We start from the raw sequence: 14,986 nt of genomic DNA on the forward strand, positions 1-14,986 counted from the left end.
GGCCCGTTTCGACCGATGGGGGTCGAGAAGGGGGTTCGGTTATGGAGAAAATTCGGCCGAAAGAACGTCGGGTTCACCTCTACCAGCTTCGGTCCGGGTTGGGGGAGGATCCGTCGGAGATTCTCACCCGGCTCACTCACAAAGTTTGGCAGACCATCGACGAGCGGGCGAAGACCTCTCTCGATCCCCACCTGTGGCCCGAAATTTTCCGAATTTTTCGGGAAGTTTTTAAAGACCGCCTTTCCTTCAACCCCCAATGCGGGCATTTCGACTCCTGTCTTGAGGTCCCCTGCGTGCTTTGCGGGCGGGGGCCCCACACCCACGCCGTCCTCAAAAAAGTGTTCCTGCTTGAAACCCGCCGTCCTTTGCCGAACTTTCTGAAAGCGGTGGCTTCGGCGCTCGCCCGCCGTTTGCGGATGAAGGGCGTTCCGGCCCATCCGGGCGGGCGGCCCTTAAGCGAGATATTGGGGGAGAGCATGGTGGATTCCCTTAAAGAGAATTTTTTTGTGAGCGACCTGTGCCTCGTCTGCCCGGCGCGGGAAAGCCTGGGGGATCGGCGGGTCTGGGCTCGGGATCTGCTGGAGACGCCTTGGGGGTCCTGGCGGGACGTTCTTCCCCAGGAAGTCCTTCAACTGGAAGAGGCGGAAGAGGCTTAACGGAGATACCATGAAAATTCTTTTGGCGGTGGATGGGTCCAAAAATTCCCAATGGGCGGAGGGGTTGCTGTCCCAGGTGGCGGGCCAGGGGCACTCGGTCGAAGTGATCACCGTGACCCCAGTGGTTCTTCCGGGCGCGGCGGGAGCGCCTTCCATCACCCAAGCCCTGAGGGAAAGCGGGGAGCGGATGGTTCGGGTGGTGGCGAAAGGGCTGGAAAAAAAATTTAAGACCTCTTGCGCGGTCCTCCCATCGCACGATGTGGCGGGGACCCTGTTGGACCGGGCGAAAAAAATCCGGGCGGATCTCTTGGTCTTGGGCGCTCGGGGTCTGACGCCCATCAAGACATTTTTCCTCGGGAGCGTTTCCAACAAAGTCACCCGCCACGCCGAATGCTCGGTGCTGGTGGCCCACCGGAAACCCGGCCGGGGGGTGCGGATCCTCTCCGCCGTGGACGGTTCTCCCATGGGGCGGCGGGCCCTGGATTTTTTGGCTCGTTTGGGGGTCGCCCGGTCTTCCCCCATGACACTGCTCCATGTCGCCGCCGACCCCATGGCCCTCTGGATACCCGAGACAGGGTTTCCGGGTGGGTACGGCCATGTGGCCGCTTACGAGGAATCCCTTAAGGCCCTTCGGGAGAGAGGGGAGCGTTTATTGGCCGACGCGAAAACCGAGTGGAGGGGCCGGTTCGCTTCGGTGCGAACCCTGATTCGGGAGGGCCATCCCTCCGGCGAAATTTTAGTGGCGGCGAAGAAGACGCGGGCGAACCTGGTGGTGGTGGGGCGACGCGGCCTTTCGAAGCTGGACCGGTTCATCATGGGAAGCGTATCGCAAAAAGTTTCTTCCTATGCGCCCTGTTCGGTGTTGATCGTCCATTGAGGCGGCCATGACCTTGCCGGTGGAGCATCTCACGCGGTTCCTGGCCACGGCGGCCAAGATCCTTCCGGAACGTCCGGGGGGCGGGCACGGGCCTAAACCCTACATCACCATCTCCCGCCAGGCGGGGGCTGGGGGGTTTTCCGTTGCCGAGGCGTTGTTGGAGAAAACCAAGGGCGCTCGACCGGCCACGATTTTCGGCGGGTGGAGCCTTTTTCATGAACGGTTGGCGGAACTCGTGGCCGAGAACCCCGCGCTCAAAGTGTCGCTTCGGGGACTGGCGGAGGAGGAATTCGCCTCGGGCTTGGAGGACATGGTGTCGTCCTGGATTGCCGGGCTTTCCCCTCAGTCCGCCGTGGTGGGGCATCTCTTCAAAGTGGTGCGAACGCTAGCCGGGGAGGGCAAGGTGATCATCGTCGGTCGGGCGGGGGCCTGCCTCACCCGGCATATCCCCGGAGGCCTTCATTTGCGTCTGGTGGCCTCTCTTCCCACGCGAGTTCGGCGCATCATGGTCCGCCACGGGCTGTCTGAAAAGGCGGCAGCGCGGAGGGTGGCCGATCGGGACCGGGCCCGGGCGGCCCTGGTCAAAACCTATTTCCACAGGGACATCGAGGACCCCTTGCTGTACGACCTGGTCTGGAACACGGAGACGGTGTCCGCCGATGTGATCGCGGCGACGTCCCTTCGCGCGGTCGAGGCCATTTTGCGTCACGGGCGGGGGGCCGCCGCCCCGTCTGTCGTTGACCGAATCGCCCTGCCCCTACGCTGATGAATGGAGGTGTCATGACGAAAACAAAATCGCGGAGCCCGTCCATCCCCTCGGGTGTTTTTATGCCGGGGACGAACCTGACGGATTACTTGGAACAGCGGGGAGACCTGCGCGCGTTGTTTGACCGGGTGCACGCCCATTTTTTTGAATCCTTGGGCGTGGGAGGGCTGGCCGACGAAACCCCGCGCCGATCCTCGGGAACCCGAAGCCGATCCAAGGGAGAGACCCATGCTCAAAGCCACTCTCGGTAGAGAGCTCGTCGTCAAGCGTTTGAACGAAATCGGCGTATTGGCTGAAATCGTCAAAAGCGTCGCCGAAAAGGGCGTCAGCATCCTGGCGGTGAGCGCTTGGGTGGAGGGGCGGGACGGGGTGTTCCGTCTTTTGGTGGATGACGAGCTCCGGGCGGCGGACGCCCTCCGCGCCAAAAATCTTGACGTGCGCGAAGGCGTGGTGGTGGTGGTCGAAGTTCCTCACCGACCCGGAATGCTGAAATGGCTCACGGAGAAGTTGCGGGACGCCAAGATCGACCTCCATCACCTCTACGGGTCGGCGGCGTCCGATCAGGCGAAGTGCGTGGTGGTTTTTTCAAGTTCCGATAATCAACGGGCCGTCGTCCTCCTGAACCAGGCCGCCCATTGATTTTTGAGGACCGCCGCGCGGCCGGCCGCGCGTTGGCCGGGGCCCTGGCCCGTTGGCCAGGTCCGTGGATAAATCCTTTGGTCATCGCCCTCCCCCGCGGCGGGGTCCCGGTGGGCCATGAGGTGGCCCTCTCCCTTCGGGCCGAATTCGATATCCTCTGTGTGCGAAAGCTCGGCGCGCCCGGGCGGCCGGAACTCGCCATCGGCGCCCTGGCCGACGGGGGCGAGCCGCTCACCGTTCTGAACCAAGGCATCATCTCCCAGTTGGGTGTTTCCCCATCCTATGTGGAGGAAGAAATCGCCCGCCAAACCCGCCGGTTGGCGCAACTGGAAAAGGCCTTGCGCCAGGGACGCCCGGTGGTTCCCCGGCGGGGCCGGGACGTCGTCCTGGTGGACGATGGGCTCGCCACGGGGGCCACCGCCCGGGCGGCACTCCAACGGTTAAGACGGGACGATGTCCATCGTCTGATCCTCGCCGTTCCCGTGTCGCCGCCGGAAATCCTCAAGGAATTTCGCGCCCTGACCGATGGGGTGGTGTGCCTCCACTCCCCGCCTGATTTTAACGCGGTGGGAGCCTATTACGCCCATTTCGGCCCGGTGAGCGAAATTGAAGTTCTCCAGCTCACCGCCCCCCGCCCCGTATCTCCCCAGTCGCTCAATTGATATAATTCGAACTCGGTGAAACAGGCCGCTGACCCGGAAAGTTCAGTTGGACGCGAGGACCGAGACGGAAAAGACGGCCCTTTTTACGAAACAAAAAAGTGAGAGCGTAGCCGGGACTACGGTCGAACTTTTTTGTGAAGGAAAAAGGGACGGATTTTACGTCGAATCCCGTGGCCAACTGAATTTTCCGGGCGAGGGGGGGCCCGTAGCTCAGGCGGATAGAGCACCTGCCTTCTAAGCAGGGGGTCGGCGGTTCGAGTCCGCCCGGGCCCGCTTCATTTCTGGGGGAAACATGTTGACGGAATCAGCGATCAAGCTGTTGGTTGGAATCGGTCTCCTCATCGTGAGCGTGGCTTACCTGTACCGGCCCGTGCTCGTTCTGCGGGCCAACGCCTGGGCGCGGACTTTGTTGTTCAACGACGCCCATTTGCTCCATTACCGTCGGCGATGGGGGCTTTTGGCTTTCCTGGCGTCCGTTCTCTTTCTTTATTCCGGTTTTCTCAATCTGTCGAAGTTAAAAAATGCGGCGCCGACGGTTGATCTGACGGAAGGGTATCGAGATTTTTTCGAGTACCGGTTCGATGAGGCCGCGGCGATCGCCAAAGAAGTGCTGAAGCGGGATTCGGGGAACCCCCACGCCCTTTTTCTCTTTCAGCAGGCGAGTCGAGCGGCCAAACGGGCCTCTCCAAAACCCTGAAAAATTCCATCTCGTTCTCGGCCCCCGGCCTTCTTCGGAAAGCCCGAGCTCGGTTAAAGCGGCTCGTTCCTCTCGGCTGGCAGGTGGAACTTTTTTTTGAAGCGGAGGCCACGCGGGAGGTCTCTTGGGCCGAGGGAAGTCCCAAAGATGTTTCTTCCGGAGTGGGGGCCGGGGTTTCCCTTCGAGCCGTCAAAAACGGTCGTTCCGGTTTCGCCAGCGGGACGGACAGCTCGCTCCCCGGCATCCGCGCTTTGTTCGACCGCGCCCGGGACGCCGCAGGGGCCACGGCCCCCGACCCGACTCGCCTCCTCCCTCGCCCTCTTTTCCCCGCCCCATCGATCCCCTTGAATGGACCGAGGGTCCCGGCTGCGGTCCGTTCCGAAGAGGAACTCCTCAAACGATTGAAGGTTTTGGAACGCCAACTGCTGTCCGGCGACCGCCGGGTCAAGAAGGCGCTCCGGTTCTCCTTCCATGAAGCGCGCGGGGCCCACGCCATCGTCAGCACGGAGGGGGTGGCCGCGGCGGAACCCTGGAACGCGGTTTCTTTCAGCGCGGAGATTTTGGGGGCCTCAGGGAAAGAAACCGAAACGGCCTGGGGGTCCATGGAAAAAAAATCATGGGGGGAACTCGATCCCCGGGCGGTGGTGGCGGAGACCCGCGGGCGGCTCCTCACCTCTTTCGGCGCGCGCCCGATTCGTTCCGGGGGCTGGCCCGTGATCTTCACCCCCCGGGTGGGGGTGGACCTGGTGGAACTGTTTTCCCAGGCGCTGTTGGCCGACGCCGTCCAAAAAGGGCGATCCTGTCTGGCGGGGCGCCGGGGAAAAAATGTCGGGTCCGCCATGGTCACTTTTGTGGACGACGGGCGTTTTCCGGGCGGGCTGGCCACGAGCCGTTGGGACGACGAGGGCCATCCGACCCAACGGACCCTCGCCGTGGCGGGCGGGGTTCTCCGCTCCTATTTATACGACACGACCACGGCCCGAAAGGATGGGGTCTCCAGCACGGGCAACGCCAAGCGGCCGGGCCGGGAGGCTCCCCCCTCGCCCGGGGTGACGAATTTTCACTTGGCACCGGGGTCCGTGCCTGCGGCGGTTCTCTACCGGTCCACCCCCCGGGCCTTCGTGGTGCGGGACGTGATCGGCATGCACACGGCGGACCCCGTGAGCGGGGAATTCTCTGTGGGGGCCTCCGGAATTCTTTGGGAGAAGGGCCGACCCGGCCGGGCGGTTCGGGGGGTCACTTTGTCCGGGAACTTACTAAATCTTTTGGGGCGTGTGGATGCCGTGGCGGAGGATTTGACGTGGCAGGGGACCTTCGGCGCTCCCACCTTCCGCGTCCAGGAGCTCTCCATTGGCGGATCTTAGAACCGTTTTTGCGGACGTTCCAACCGACCACCGCCGGTTCGGCGTGATCGGTTGGCCCCTCGGTTACAGCTTGTCCCCGGCCATGCAGAACGCCGCGATAGCGCGCTTTGGGTTTCGGGCCGTCTATCGGGCGGTTAAGGTGGCGCCGGCGGATTGGACGGAATTTCTGGAAACCGTCGGCGAACAAAACGGACTGGAGGGGTTCAACGTGACGATCCCCTACAAGGAAAAGATTTTGGCTCTGGCGTCCTCCGTGCATTCCAGCGCCGCCCTGTGCGGGGCGGCCAATACCCTGGTTCGGGGACCCCGGGGTTGGAAGGCTTTTTCCACCGACGGACAGGGCCTGCTGGATGACCTCCGAGAGAAAAATATCGCTTGGGAGGGGAAATCGGTGGTTCTCCTGGGCGCCGGCGGGGCCGCTCGGGCGGCGTTCTTCGCCTTGGGAAAAACCGCGCGCTCTATCGCCCTCGTCAACCGGTCCCGGGGACGTGCGGAAAATCTCGCCAAAGAGTTTCGTTCCCAGGGCGCCGGGGCGGAGGTTCAGGTCAACCCGGGTTTGCGGGAGGCTTTGGAAGGGGCGGAGCTCCTCGTCAACGCGACCTCCGTGGGATTGGGGGAGGGGGATCCGAGTCCTGTCCCAAGCAAGTCTCTTCGAGCGAGCCGGGCCGTTTACGACATGGTCTATCATCGGGAGACGGCGCTGGTCAAAGACGGGCGCGCGGCCGGGGCGGCGGCCGTTGGCGGGCTCGGTATGTTGGTCCAGCAAGGCGCCCAGGCTTTCGAACTCTGGTTTGGGGAGGATCTGAAAAAGGTAAAATACGACCCCCCGGAGTTAAGGGGAATCATGGCCAGCGCCGCCAGCGCGGCCTTAAAAGAAAGGACCAACCCGTGATCCGTTACGCCACCGCAGGAGAATCGCACGGACCCAGTTTGACGGCCATCCTGGAAGGAATTCCCGCCGGAGTCCCCGTCACCGAGAGCTCCGTGAATCATGAACTGTCGCGCCGCCAATACAGTTTCGGGCGGGGCGAACGTCTTCAATACATTGAAAAAGACCAGGCGAAAATCCTTTCCGGCGTTCGGTGGGGAGAAACCTTGGGGTCCCCCATCACCTTTCAGATTGAAAACAAGGACTGGGAGAACTGGGAGAAAATCATGTCGGTCTCGGCGGAAGACCGGGCGGAGAAGTTCCGTCTGACGCGTCCCCGTCCCGGCCACGCGGATTTGGTGGGCGTGCTCAAGTTTGACCGCAAAGACACCCGGGACATCCTGGAGCGCGCCTCCGCCCGGGAAACCGCCGCCCGCACCGCGGTCGGCGCCGTTTGCAAGCGGTTGTTGGAAGAGCTCGGGGTCCGGGTGTATTCCTGGGTCGAGGAAATCGGCGGTATCGCCGCCCCGGCGACGGATATTCCCGTGGAAGAGGCCTTCGCCCTGGCGGAGAAGTCCCCGGTGCGTTGCCCGGACAAGAAAACGGAGGAGAAAATGATGGACGCCATCAAGGACGCCAAGGCCAACGGCGATACCTTGGGCGGGGTGTACACGGTGGTGGCGACGGGGTGCCCCGTGGGCCTGGGCGACCACACCCAGTGGGATCTCAAGCTGGACGGGCGGCTGGCCCAGGCGCTTCTCTCCATTCAGGCCCACAAGGGCGTCGAAATGGGGCGCGGGTTCGACATGGCGCGCCGGAAAGGGTCCGACCTGCACGACGAAATTTTCCACAAAGAAGGCCGGGGTTTTTATCGGCGTAGCAACAACGCCGGCGGCATCGAGGGCGGCATGACGAACGGCGAACCCATCGTGATCCGCGCCGCCGTCAAGCCCCTGGCTTCCCTCCGGAAACCGCTCCGCTCCGTTAACATTTTGACCAAGGCGGAAATGACGGCCGAGATCGTCCGATCCGACGTCTGTCCCGTGGCCAGCGCCGCGGTGATCGGCGAGGCCGTGACGGCCATCGCCCTGGCCCAAGCGATGAAAGAGAAGTTCGGTTCCGATTCGCTTCGCGAAATGCAAGACCACCTCACCCGCTATCGGGAACATCTGCTGAATTACTGACGGCGCCCGGGGCCCCTTCCATGAACATCGTCCTCACCGGGTTTATGGCGACGGGGAAATCCTCCGTGGGCCAGCGGCTCGCCCAGCGGCTGGGTTGGGCTTTTTTCGATACCGATGAGATGATCGAACATCAGACCGGCCTTTCCATCGCCGACCTGTTTGCCAAGGGCGGGGAGGCGGCGTTCCGGGAACTCGAGGCCCAGACCGTGGGCTTGGTGGCGCTCATGGACAAAACGGTGATCGCCACGGGGGGCGGCGTTCCCCTGCGGGAATCGAACATGGACGAACTGGAGCGGAACGGGCGGGTGTTCCTGCTCACGGCTTCGCCGGAAACCATTGTTCGGCGTCTCGATTTGACCGCCGACCTTCGTCCGTTGCTGAAAGGCCCGAGCCCCCTGGAACGCGCGCGGGAGCTGTTGCGGGAGCGTGAAACGGTTTACGCCCGGTGCCATGAAAAAATCGCCACCGACGCTCTCACGGAGGATCAGGTGGTCGATCGAATCGTGGAACGATTTCAAGCGGATCCCCGCCCGTGAAACACATTCCCCTTCCATTGAGCGGCGGCCGGAGCCATGAGATCGTGGTCGGCGCCCCATTGGAAAAACTTGGCCGGGCGCTGGCTCCGTTGGTCCAAGGGCGGCGCGTGTTGGTGATCAGCTCTGCGCCCATCGCTCGGCGGTACGCGGCCCGGTTGCTGGGAGGGCTCTCGGGCGCGGGGTTTCAGACATCCCTTACCCGAATGCCGGACGGCGAATCCCACAAGACGCTGGAGGTGGTTCGATTTCTTTACGGGCGGGCCCTGGAGGCCAAACTTGATCGGCGATCGGTTTTGATCGCCCTGGGCGGCGGGGTGGTGGGGGACGTGTCCGGGTTCGTCGCGGCCAGCTTCCTGCGGGGAATCCCTTTCGTTCAATGTCCCACCACGCTCCTGGCGATGGTGGACGCCTCCATCGGCGGCAAGACCGGCGTGGACCTGCCTCAAGGCAAAAACCTCGTGGGGGCTTTTTGGCAACCGAAACGGGTCTGGATGGACCTCTCGACCCTGGCCACTTTGCCCGACCGGCAGTGGCGCACGGGAATCGCGGAAGTCATTAAATATGGACTGATGGCGGATCGAACGTTATTCGAACAGCTGGAGAAAATCGACCTTCCGGCCCTAAAAAAAGACGTCGGAATGCAAGGGTTTCTTGTTTCGCGTTCGGCCGCGATCAAGGCGGCCGTGGTCTCCAAAGACGAAGGGGAAACCCGGGGCTTGCGGGAAACGTTGAATTTGGGCCATACCTTTGGCCACGCCATCGAATCGGTCTCGGGCTACCGGGCTTATACCCATGGAGAGGCCATCTCCATCGGGATGTGCGCGGCCGCGCGGTTGGGCGCGCTGTTGGGGTCTTTCCCGGCCGATGCGGTTCCCCGGGTGGACCGTCTGTTTGAACGTTGGGGCCTACCCACCCGAGTGTCTCGCCGCTTGTCTCGGCCCCTTATTTTGGCCGCCATGTCGCGGGACAAAAAAACGGTGAACGGCGGGTTTCGCTTCGTCGTCCCGGTGGGCATCGGGCGGGCGAAGGTCGTGGGCGGGGTCGCGCCGGACCAGGTGTCACTGACATTGGCGGAGGTGGGACTTTGAGAATCCCTGCGGACACGCTTTCTGCGGAAGTCTTTCGCGCGCGGCGCGATCGCTTGGGGGCGGTTTTAGAGAAAAAGAAATGGGATGCCTACTTCTTTTCAGGCGTGGCCGACCTCTATTATTTGACAGGATTCCATTCGGAGGGGTTTTACGGGCTCGTGAGCGGGAAGAAGACCTGGCTTTTCGCCTCGGCCCTCTTGGCGGGGCAGGTGCGGGAGAACGCCCCCGGGTGCCGGCTGATCGTCGGGAAACGCTTGTCTCTCGCTTTGGAGGACCTGGCCAAGGAACATCGATTCAAACGGATCGGGTTCGATCCCGACCAATTGGTTTTCGTTTGGGCGACGCGCTCCGAAAAAAGGGCCTCCGGCCTGCCCCGAACCCCCTGGAGGAACTACGGATCGTCAAAGACGAGGAGGAACTGGCCCGTCTCCGGAAAGCCTGTCAGGTCACGGCCCAGGCGGTGGAGCACGTCAAACCCCGATTGCGGGTAGGCATGACGGAAAAGGGCATGGCTTGGGCCATCGAACAACAGTTTTATCGCCGCGGGGCCCAGGGGGTCGGGTTTGACCTGATCGCGGCCGTGGGGCAGAATACCGCCCTTCCCCACCACATCCCAGGGGAGACCCGTTTGGAACGGAATAGCCCGGTTCTGTTTGACGTGGGGTGCCGGGTGGGGGCCTACCGCTCCGACTTGACCCGTTCCTTCTTTTTCGGTAAAATCACTCCGAATTATCGACGGATTTACGGTGTCGTCGCCGCCGCCCAACGGGCGGGTATTGGAACGGTCCGGCCCGGGGTGACCGGCGGTCAGGTGGACGCCGCCACGCGGGGCGTGATTGCCCGGTCGGGACATGGGCGCACCTTCGTTCACAGCACGGGCCACGGGGTGGGGATCGATATTCACGAACCTCCCTGGATTCGGCCCAAGAGTCCCGATGTCCTCGCGGCGAACATGATCCTCACGGTCGAACCCGGCATATATCTGTCCGGACGGTTCGGCGTGCGGATCGAAGACACGCTTCGGGTGACCTCGGAAGGCCACGAAATCCTCACCACGCCATAAAGCGGTTTTTCAACTTTTAATAGGAGAAGTTCATGCTCAACACATCGGATATGGGAAACGGGACCGTCTTCATGCACGAAGGGGTGGTCTACCAAATCGTCTGGTTCCAACACCACAAACCCGGAAAGGGCGGGGCCATGTTGCGGGTCAAACTCCGAAACGTGCGCACCGGGGCCACCATCGAGCGGACCTTTAAGTCGGGGGAACGGTTCGAGGAACTATCCTTGGCCCGCAAACCCATGCAGTTCCTCTATTCCGAAGGCGACAATTACATCTTCATGGATCCCAAAACCTACGAACAGATTTCCGTTTCGCGCGCCACGTTGGGGGAATCCACTCGGTTTTTGTCGGAGAATATGGAGGTCCAGGCCACCTACCTTGAAGATGAATTTTTAGGGGTGGAGCTCCCCGCCAGCGTCGAGTTGAAAGTGGTGAGCACGGTCCCGGGGATCAAGGGGGATTCCGTCTCCAACATGGTGAAGCCCGCGACCCTGGAGAACGATATCGAGATCATGGTTCCCTTGTTCATTAAGGAAGGGGAATCCATTCGAGTCGATACCCGGACCAACGAATACGTGAGCCGCGTTTGAAGTCCCGCCCGAACGGCGAGGCCGCTTCCCCGAGCCTGAACGACCTCTTGGATTTCGCGGCCGAGGTCAACCTGTCGGAGGTGGTGTGGGAAAAGGATGGGCGCCGAATGGCTTTTAAGCGGGCCGTCACGGTGGGCCTGCCCGCCGCCGTGCCCCCGGCGGAAACCCCGGCCCTCCCCGCCGTTTCCCCAACGGCCCACCATCAAAAAATAAAGTCGCCCATGGTGGGAACCTTCATCCGCGCGCCCAAGGATCGGCCGCCGCTCGTGGTGGAAGGGGATGTGGTGTCTCCGGGCCAGCGCCTGGCGATCGTGGAGGCGATGCAGGTGCCCAAGGACGTGATCGCCACCGTGAAAGGGCGTATCCTTCGCGTGCTGGTGGACAACGGACGTCCGGTGGAATACGGCCAAGCGCTTTTTGAAATTGATCCGTCGGAGGGAGCCTGATGTTTAAAAAGATTTTGATCGCCAACCGGGGCGAGATCGCCGTCCGCGTCATCCGCGCCTGCCGGGAACTTGGCATTCGGACGGTGGCCGTCCATTCCGACATCGACCGGGAATCCCTTCACGTTCGGTTCGCCGACGAAACGGTTTGCATCGGGCCGGGTCCCGCCGTGGAAAGTTACTTAAACATTCCCGCCATCATCTCCGCCGCCGAAATCACGGGCGCGGACGCCATCCATCCGGGCTATGGGTTCCTTTCTGAAAACACCCACTTCGCCGAGGTGTGTGAAAGTTGCCACATCACTTTCATCGGGCCCTCCAAAGACGCCATCCGGAAAATGGGGGACAAGGCGGAAGCGCGGAAGATCATGGGCGATTACGGCGTTCCCATCATCCCCGGCACCAAGGGGTGCGTGGACGTCAACGACAAGGACCTTTTGAAGATTGCCAAAAAAATCGGGTATCCCGTGCTCGTCAAAGCCAAAGCCGGCGGCGGAGGCAAGGGCATGCGAGTGGTGCAGGATCCAAACTTCCTGAAAGATTCCATCGTGGCCGCCAGCACCGAGGCCAAAGCCAGTTTCGGCAACGGCGACGTTTATCTGGAGCGTTATTTGAACGCGCCGCGCCACATCGAAGTCCAGGTCCTGGGGGACGCCTTCGGGAACGTGGTCAGTTTTCCGGAGCGGGATTGCTCGGTCCAACGCCGCCATCAGAAATTGATCGAGGAGTCTCCCTCGTCTTCCATTTCGGAGAGCGTTCGGAAGAAAATGGGCAAGGCCGCCCGTTTGGCGGCGAAAGCCGTCAAATACCACACCGTGGGCACCGTGGAGTTTCTCTACGACAAGAAAGCCGACGATTTCTTTTTCATCGAAATGAACACCCGCATCCAGGTGGAACATCCGGTGACGGAAATGGTCACGGGCGTGGATTTGATCAAGGAACAGATCCGCACCGCGGCGGGGGAAAAGCTTCTTTTCACTTCCTCGGACATCCAAATCCGTCACCACGCTTTGGAGTGCCGCATCAACGCCGAGGACCCGGACCGGAACTTCATGCCCTCCCCCGGGAAGATCACCCAGCTGATCCTGCCCGGCGGGCCCGGCGTTCGGGTCGACACGCACATCTATCAGGGCTACACCATTCCGGCCTATTACGACAGCCTGATGGCTAAACTCATCGTCTCCACCCGTTACGGCGTCGGAGGGGGGCGGGAACATACCATCCGCCGCATGGCCCGGGCCTTGAACGAGTTCACCGTCGAAGGCGTGAAGACCACGATCCCCTTTCATCGGGACGTCATGGCCCATGACGCCTTCATGAACGGCGACGTCACCACGGATTTCATCGAAAAGCATTTGGCTCTCCAACCGGCGCACGGATGAAAAAGAAAATGGAAGGACCCGCCGCGACGTCGGTTCAGGATCTGATCCGGGCTCAGTTGCGGGATTCGGCGGATACCCTGCTCCGGTTGGCGGAGGAGGCGCCGCACATCGAAAAAGCCGCCCGGCTCCTCGTGAAGGCGCTTAAGAACAAGAAAAAATTGATCGCGTTCGGAAACGGCGGATCGGCCGCGGACGCCCAGCATTTGACGGCGGAACTCTCGGGCCGGTTTGAAAAGGAGCGGCCGGGTTTGCCCGCCGTGGCGCTCACCACGAACAGTTCCGCCCTGACCGCCATCGCCAACGATTATTCGTATAAAGAAGTGTTCTCCCGACAGCTTCAGAATTTCGTCCAGAAAGGCGACGTGGTGGTCGCGATTTCCACCTCCGGCAACTCGGAGAACGTTTTGGAGGGGGTTCGGGAAGCGAAAAAGGCCGGCGCGGTGGTCATCGCCTGGACCGGCAAGGGCGGGGGACGACTTAAAAAAATGGCGGACGTCTGTTTGGACGTTCCGGCTCAAAGAACGTCCCGCATCCAGGAAGGCCATTTGGTTCTGCTCCACACGCTGTGCGCCTTGGTGGAAGCCGCCTTGTTCCCAGCGGTGGGGAAGGCGAGTGGGTACAAGTAAGCCCATCGGCGGAAAACGAGGGGTGGGGAACGCCGCGTCCCGCGCGCTTCCTTCCGAAAGCCTGAACGCCGTCCTGGAAAAGGTTCGGCGCGGGAAGAGGGTGGTTTTCACGAACGGTTGTTTTGATTTGGTCCATGCGGGGCACTTGCGGGTACTGGAATGGGCCAAGGGCCAAGGGGACCTTCTGGTGGTGGGCCTGAACTCCGACGCCTCGGTTCGAAGGCTCAAGGGCCCGCGGCGCCCGATCCTTCCCCTGGCCGACCGGGCGGCGCTGGTGGCGGCGCTGAAACCCGTGGATTTTGTGACCTGGTTTTCCGAAGACACCCCGCTCCGCTTGATCCAACGGCTCCGGCCGGATGTTTTGGTGAAGGGGGGGGATTGGTCCTCCGATTCCATCGTGGGCCGTGAGGTCGTGAAGAGCGTGGTGCGGGTCCCGTTGTTGAAGGGTCGGTCCACGACGGGGCTCATCGAAAGGATCGTGGGCCGCTATGGTTCTTCGCCGTCCGCGAAATAAACCGAGGGCGTCGTTATCGGGGGCCGAGTCCGGAAAAATATACCGGGTTCTTGACGCGAATTTGAACCGCGCCCGGGAAGGGCTCCGGGTGCTGGAAGACACCGCGCGATTTTTTTGGGACGATCGAGCTCTCTTCGCGTCGTTTCGGAAGGCGCGCCACGCGCTGGACACCGCCACCCGCGCGGCGTACCCGACCTTGGTCGGCGGACGCGAGAGCGGGAAGGATCTCGGTCGCCGGATGGCGGAGGGAACCTCTCGGGATTGGCCGGGTCTCGTCGCCGCGAATTTCCGCCGCGTGCAAGAGGCCCTTCGGGTTTTGGAGGAATACGGAAAGGTTTTCGCTCCGGGCGCCTCGGTCCAATTTAAAAAAGTTCGGTTCCGAATGTACGTCGACGAAAAAAAAGCGCTAAGAATTCCGAACTAAGTCTTTGTGTCCTGTTGGTTTCTTAAAGGGGGGAACCTCGTGCCCGTCATTTCAATGTTTTATGGGATCATTGTGAAAATGTATTTCCTAGATAATAAACGGCATAAAAAACCCCACATCCACGCGAGCTTTCAAAGCCACGAGGTCGTTCTTTCCTTGCCCGGAGGTGGCGTTTTAGAAGGCCGGTTGCCTGGGAACAAGCTGAAGCTTCTGCATGCATGGGTTGAAATTCATCGGGATGAATTAATGGCCGATTGGGATTTGGCTTCAAAAGGCGAGGCTGTTTTTCAAATTGATCCTCTAAAATAGGAGGGTGAAATGCATCCGCGGGTGATCCAGGTGAAGGCTGAGGACGAATTTAAACTTCGGTTGACTTTTAAAAAAGGCCCGGACCGCTTGTTTGACATGAAGCCCTATCTTTCCATCGGGGTCTTTCGAGAGCTTTCCGACCTCGTTAAATTTAAGGCTGTTCGGGTCCATTTGGGAAGTATTCAGTGGCCGACCGGGCAAGATCTTTGTCCTGACACTCTCTTTGAGGAAAGCCACCCGATCGCGAAGCGAAAAAGGCGTTTTAAAAAAGCGGCCTGATCGATGGATGTCGTCGATA

General features: G+C 61.5%; 22 protein-coding genes and 1 tRNA gene. All 23 read left to right on the forward strand.

Annotated features, from left to right (window positions below; all coding sequences use genetic code 11):
- Nucleotides 1-41: 41 nt before the first annotated feature.
- The 23 genes from IPP35_00155 to IPP35_00265 all read left to right on the forward strand — a co-directional run bounded on the left by IPP35_00155 (nt 42) and on the right by IPP35_00265 (nt 14,967).
- Nucleotides 42-656 carry a hypothetical protein gene (locus IPP35_00155; protein MBL0057562.1) on the forward strand — a complete coding sequence of 205 codons (615 nt, stop codon included), beginning with the start codon at nt 42-44 and terminating at the stop codon, nt 654-656.
- 10 nt (nt 657-666) lie between these two features.
- Complete coding sequence (locus tag IPP35_00160; protein ID MBL0057563.1) at nt 667-1,533, forward strand: universal stress protein; 867 nt, start codon at nt 667-669, stop codon at nt 1,531-1,533.
- A 7-nt stretch (nt 1,534-1,540) separates the two neighbouring features.
- Nucleotides 1,541-2,299, forward strand: a complete 759-nt coding sequence (locus IPP35_00165; GenBank protein MBL0057564.1) for a cytidylate kinase-like family protein — start codon at nt 1,541-1,543, stop codon at nt 2,297-2,299.
- A 14-nt stretch (nt 2,300-2,313) separates the two neighbouring features.
- Nucleotides 2,314-2,550 carry a hypothetical protein gene (locus IPP35_00170; GenBank protein MBL0057565.1) on the forward strand — a complete coding sequence of 79 codons (237 nt, stop codon included), beginning with the start codon at nt 2,314-2,316 and terminating at the stop codon, nt 2,548-2,550.
- On the forward strand, nt 2,528-2,938 hold the full coding sequence (locus IPP35_00175) for a hypothetical protein (GenBank protein ID MBL0057566.1): 411 nt from the start codon (nt 2,528-2,530) through the stop codon (nt 2,936-2,938). Before IPP35_00170 ends, IPP35_00175 begins: the two co-directional genes overlap by 23 nt.
- Nucleotides 2,935-3,600 (forward strand): phosphoribosyltransferase, encoded by a 666-nt coding sequence (locus IPP35_00180; GenBank protein ID MBL0057567.1) that lies wholly within the window; start codon nt 2,935-2,937, stop codon nt 3,598-3,600. The genes IPP35_00175 and IPP35_00180 overlap by 4 nt, the downstream gene beginning before the upstream one ends.
- 199 nt (nt 3,601-3,799) lie before the next feature.
- Nucleotides 3,800-3,873, forward strand: a tRNA-Arg gene (locus IPP35_00185).
- 19 nt (nt 3,874-3,892) lie between these two features.
- The gene (locus IPP35_00190) at nt 3,893-4,297 is read left to right on the forward strand and encodes a hypothetical protein (protein ID MBL0057568.1); all 405 of its coding nucleotides are present in this window, start codon (nt 3,893-3,895) and stop codon (nt 4,295-4,297) included.
- 83 nt (nt 4,298-4,380) lie between these two features.
- On the forward strand, nt 4,381-5,661 hold the full coding sequence (locus tag IPP35_00195) for a TldD/PmbA family protein (protein MBL0057569.1): 1,281 nt from the start codon (nt 4,381-4,383) through the stop codon (nt 5,659-5,661).
- Nucleotides 5,648-6,553, forward strand: coding sequence for a shikimate dehydrogenase (gene aroE, locus IPP35_00200; protein MBL0057570.1), 906 nt, complete (start codon nt 5,648-5,650; stop codon nt 6,551-6,553). The genes IPP35_00195 and aroE overlap by 14 nt, the downstream gene beginning before the upstream one ends.
- Nucleotides 6,550-7,713 carry a chorismate synthase gene (gene aroC, locus IPP35_00205; protein MBL0057571.1) on the forward strand — a complete coding sequence of 388 codons (1,164 nt, stop codon included), beginning with the start codon at nt 6,550-6,552 and terminating at the stop codon, nt 7,711-7,713. Before aroE ends, aroC begins: the two co-directional genes overlap by 4 nt.
- A gap of 20 nt (nt 7,714-7,733) precedes the next feature.
- Nucleotides 7,734-8,249 carry a shikimate kinase gene (locus tag IPP35_00210; protein MBL0057572.1) on the forward strand — a complete coding sequence of 172 codons (516 nt, stop codon included), beginning with the start codon at nt 7,734-7,736 and terminating at the stop codon, nt 8,247-8,249.
- A complete protein-coding gene (gene aroB, locus IPP35_00215) occupies nt 8,246-9,337 on the forward strand; it encodes a 3-dehydroquinate synthase (protein MBL0057573.1) in 1,092 nt (363 codons plus the stop codon). Before IPP35_00210 ends, aroB begins: the two co-directional genes overlap by 4 nt.
- Nucleotides 9,334-9,828 (forward strand): aminopeptidase P family N-terminal domain-containing protein, encoded by a 495-nt coding sequence (locus IPP35_00220; protein ID MBL0057574.1) that lies wholly within the window; start codon nt 9,334-9,336, stop codon nt 9,826-9,828. Before aroB ends, IPP35_00220 begins: the two co-directional genes overlap by 4 nt.
- The gene (locus tag IPP35_00225) at nt 9,798-10,400 is read left to right on the forward strand and encodes a M24 family metallopeptidase (protein MBL0057575.1); all 603 of its coding nucleotides are present in this window, start codon (nt 9,798-9,800) and stop codon (nt 10,398-10,400) included. Before IPP35_00220 ends, IPP35_00225 begins: the two co-directional genes overlap by 31 nt.
- A 32-nt stretch (nt 10,401-10,432) precedes the next feature.
- Nucleotides 10,433-10,990 carry an elongation factor P gene (efp, locus tag IPP35_00230; protein MBL0057576.1) on the forward strand — a complete coding sequence of 186 codons (558 nt, stop codon included), beginning with the start codon at nt 10,433-10,435 and terminating at the stop codon, nt 10,988-10,990.
- Nucleotides 10,987-11,436, forward strand: coding sequence for a hypothetical protein (locus IPP35_00235; GenBank protein ID MBL0057577.1), 450 nt, complete (start codon nt 10,987-10,989; stop codon nt 11,434-11,436). Before efp ends, IPP35_00235 begins: the two co-directional genes overlap by 4 nt.
- Entirely contained in the window at nt 11,436-12,815 is a 1,380-nt protein-coding gene (accC, locus tag IPP35_00240; GenBank protein MBL0057578.1) for an acetyl-CoA carboxylase biotin carboxylase subunit, read from the forward strand. The genes IPP35_00235 and accC overlap by 1 nt, the downstream gene beginning before the upstream one ends.
- 8 nt (nt 12,816-12,823) lie before the next feature.
- Nucleotides 12,824-13,441 carry a D-sedoheptulose 7-phosphate isomerase gene (locus tag IPP35_00245; protein MBL0057579.1) on the forward strand — a complete coding sequence of 206 codons (618 nt, stop codon included), beginning with the start codon at nt 12,824-12,826 and terminating at the stop codon, nt 13,439-13,441.
- 22 nt (nt 13,442-13,463) lie between these two features.
- Entirely contained in the window at nt 13,464-13,955 is a 492-nt protein-coding gene (locus tag IPP35_00250; protein ID MBL0057580.1) for an adenylyltransferase/cytidyltransferase family protein, read from the forward strand.
- A gap of 61 nt (nt 13,956-14,016) precedes the next feature.
- Nucleotides 14,017-14,379, forward strand: a complete 363-nt coding sequence (locus IPP35_00255; GenBank protein MBL0057581.1) for a hypothetical protein — start codon at nt 14,017-14,019, stop codon at nt 14,377-14,379.
- 39 nt (nt 14,380-14,418) lie between these two features.
- Nucleotides 14,419-14,688 carry a DUF4160 domain-containing protein gene (locus IPP35_00260; GenBank protein ID MBL0057582.1) on the forward strand — a complete coding sequence of 90 codons (270 nt, stop codon included), beginning with the start codon at nt 14,419-14,421 and terminating at the stop codon, nt 14,686-14,688.
- Nucleotides 14,689-14,697: 9 nt separating this feature from the next.
- Nucleotides 14,698-14,967 (forward strand): DUF2442 domain-containing protein, encoded by a 270-nt coding sequence (locus IPP35_00265; protein MBL0057583.1) that lies wholly within the window; start codon nt 14,698-14,700, stop codon nt 14,965-14,967.
- The last annotated feature ends 19 nt before the right edge of the window (nt 14,968-14,986 follow it).

The sequence above is a fragment of the Elusimicrobiota bacterium genome (assembly GCA_016721625.1).
Taxonomy (GTDB): Bacteria; Elusimicrobiota; Elusimicrobia; order FEN-1173; family FEN-1173; genus JADKHR01.

What these genes read in the sequence shown, in the direction of transcription:
- IPP35_00245 (MBL0057579.1), top strand. Translation starts at nt 12,824, where the DNA reads ATGGAAGGACCCGCCGCGACGTCGGTTCAGGATCTGATCCGGGCTCAG.
- IPP35_00190 (MBL0057568.1), top strand. Translation starts at nt 3,893, where the DNA reads ATGTTGACGGAATCAGCGATCAAGCTGTTGGTTGGAATCGGTCTCCTC.
- accC (MBL0057578.1), top strand. Translation starts at nt 11,436, where the DNA reads ATGTTTAAAAAGATTTTGATCGCCAACCGGGGCGAGATCGCCGTCCGC.
- IPP35_00210 (MBL0057572.1), top strand. Translation starts at nt 7,734, where the DNA reads ATGAACATCGTCCTCACCGGGTTTATGGCGACGGGGAAATCCTCCGTG.
- IPP35_00165 (MBL0057564.1), top strand. Translation starts at nt 1,541, where the DNA reads ATGACCTTGCCGGTGGAGCATCTCACGCGGTTCCTGGCCACGGCGGCC.
- IPP35_00155 (MBL0057562.1), top strand. Translation starts at nt 42, where the DNA reads ATGGAGAAAATTCGGCCGAAAGAACGTCGGGTTCACCTCTACCAGCTT.
- IPP35_00160 (MBL0057563.1), top strand. Translation starts at nt 667, where the DNA reads ATGAAAATTCTTTTGGCGGTGGATGGGTCCAAAAATTCCCAATGGGCG.
- efp (MBL0057576.1), top strand. Translation starts at nt 10,433, where the DNA reads ATGCTCAACACATCGGATATGGGAAACGGGACCGTCTTCATGCACGAA.
- IPP35_00175 (MBL0057566.1), top strand. Translation starts at nt 2,528, where the DNA reads ATGCTCAAAGCCACTCTCGGTAGAGAGCTCGTCGTCAAGCGTTTGAAC.
- IPP35_00265 (MBL0057583.1), top strand. Translation starts at nt 14,698, where the DNA reads ATGCATCCGCGGGTGATCCAGGTGAAGGCTGAGGACGAATTTAAACTT.
- IPP35_00170 (MBL0057565.1), top strand. Translation starts at nt 2,314, where the DNA reads ATGACGAAAACAAAATCGCGGAGCCCGTCCATCCCCTCGGGTGTTTTT.